Consider the following 1,744-nt stretch of genomic DNA (forward strand, 5'->3'; position numbering starts at 1 on the left):
TTTTTCTCATTTTTCATTGCAAATACCAAAGTTCAACACGCCCTAATAATCTCTTATCTTGTTTTACTGCTTAGTTTACTTTGTAGTCTTCTAGTTTTTTGCCTTTGGCTAGGGCTTCTTCTAACCAACCTGGCTTACGACCACGACCTGCCCAAACGTTTTTTGGGTTTTGTGGGTCACGGTAAGCAACAGATGCTTCTTTTTGAGCCTTTTTGCCTACTTTTAGAATCTCATCGATGGTGGTGCCGTTTTCTTTGGCGATTTGTTTAAATTGCAAGTAAGCATCTTTTAGACCTTGGGCTTGCTTTTGTTTGATTTTGGCTTGGGCATCTTTGGTAAGTGCTTCTAGCTGTTCTACGCTAAGTGCGTCAATATTTACATTAGACATGGTATTTCCTCTTTAAAATAACCGTGAGAATAATCAAAGGTAAATCCATCAATGTGCATACATCAATACATCCGATGATTATTGGTGGTGCCAGTTGGGATATTTTAGGTTTATTAAAAATAAATTTAAAATATCTCTATTTAAAAAGATAAAAACGCTGATTTTTATCGTATGATTATATTAACACATTTTATTTTAAAAATACAAATCATTTATTCGTCTTTTTGGGGTTTTTTAACACTTTTTTATCAGTTTTGACAAATTGGGCATGATCGATATTATCAATGACCGCCTTATCAGGACTGTGGTATTCATTAAGTAAAGACGTGGAATGATAAGGCACTAAGGCAGATGGCACAACCGATTTGGCGGCATCAATATGCTTAATAGAATCATCAAAAAAGATATGCGGAGCAAATGTTTTTAATACCCTTGTTTTTTCAATACCGCCCAAGAAAAACGCCAAATCCACATCCACACCCCATTCCCTTAATGTCTTAATGGCACGCATGTCGGCAGGGGCATTACGAGCGGTCACAAGGGCGATACGAATCGGATTGTGGGTGCTGTCTAGGGTGTCGTGGGGTAGGCTCTTTTGTAGGGCGGAGAGCTTGATTAAAAAGTCGGCATAAGGACCTTTGTCGATGGGCAAATCCGCCATGCTCTCTTCGCGATGATGAAAGGCTTGTAGCCCCTCTTGTTTGAACACCAGCTCGCCTGAGTCGTCAAACAGCACCGCATCCCCATCAAAGGCAATGCGAAGCTGTTCGGTGTCCAGCTCCAATATCTCCACAGGCGTGGCATCCAGCACCGCACAGGCACACAGGCGAGCATCGGTGACGGCTTGAGCATCATCGACGTTGGTCGTCAAAAACAAATCCACATCAAAATCATCAATATAATCCGCCACACTCGCCCCCGAGATGAATGCCGAGCGAGTAATACCCAAACCATGCGTGCGTATGGCGTTTAGCACTTGTATGCCTAGGTCGGGGGTGGATTTTGAGACGATGACGACTTCGACAAAAGGCGACTCATCGTGGTAGTCTTTGGGCGGTTGGTATTTGTTTAGGTTTAGCAGGGCTTCGATGAGTGGGTAGCCTGTCCCTTTTTGTAATGGCTCGTTTTCGACCGATTTCATGTAGTCGCTAAACCGAGCAGATGCGGTGGCTTTGTCTTCTGCCAAAAAGCGTTTTAACATCTCATCATGCTCTTTTAGGTCAAATAATGCCGTCGCTGAGATTGCTACGATGAGTGTGTTTGAAAAATTAACCGCCATGATAAAGTCCTAGTTTTAAATAAATGTAAGGCGTGGTTTTAAAATTTATTTATGATGAACCCCACTCTCAACTTAAA

2 protein-coding genes are annotated in these 1,744 nt (G+C 42.0%); both read right to left on the reverse strand.

Annotated elements, in window-relative coordinates; all coding sequences use genetic code 11:
* Positions 1-70 precede the first annotated feature (70 nt).
* A complete protein-coding gene (locus B5J93_RS12905) occupies positions 71-388 on the reverse strand; it encodes an H-NS histone family protein (protein ID WP_078274423.1) in 318 nt (105 codons plus the stop codon).
* Between the two features lie 208 nt (positions 389-596).
* Entirely contained in the window at positions 597-1,667 is a 1,071-nt protein-coding gene (locus B5J93_RS12910; protein ID WP_079326736.1) for a 5'-nucleotidase, read from the reverse strand.
* Positions 1,668-1,744 lie beyond the last annotated feature (77 nt).

Origin of the sequence: Moraxella equi, from assembly GCF_002027555.1 — a bacterium.
GTDB classification, from domain to species: Bacteria; Pseudomonadota; Gammaproteobacteria; order Pseudomonadales; family Moraxellaceae; genus Moraxella; species Moraxella equi.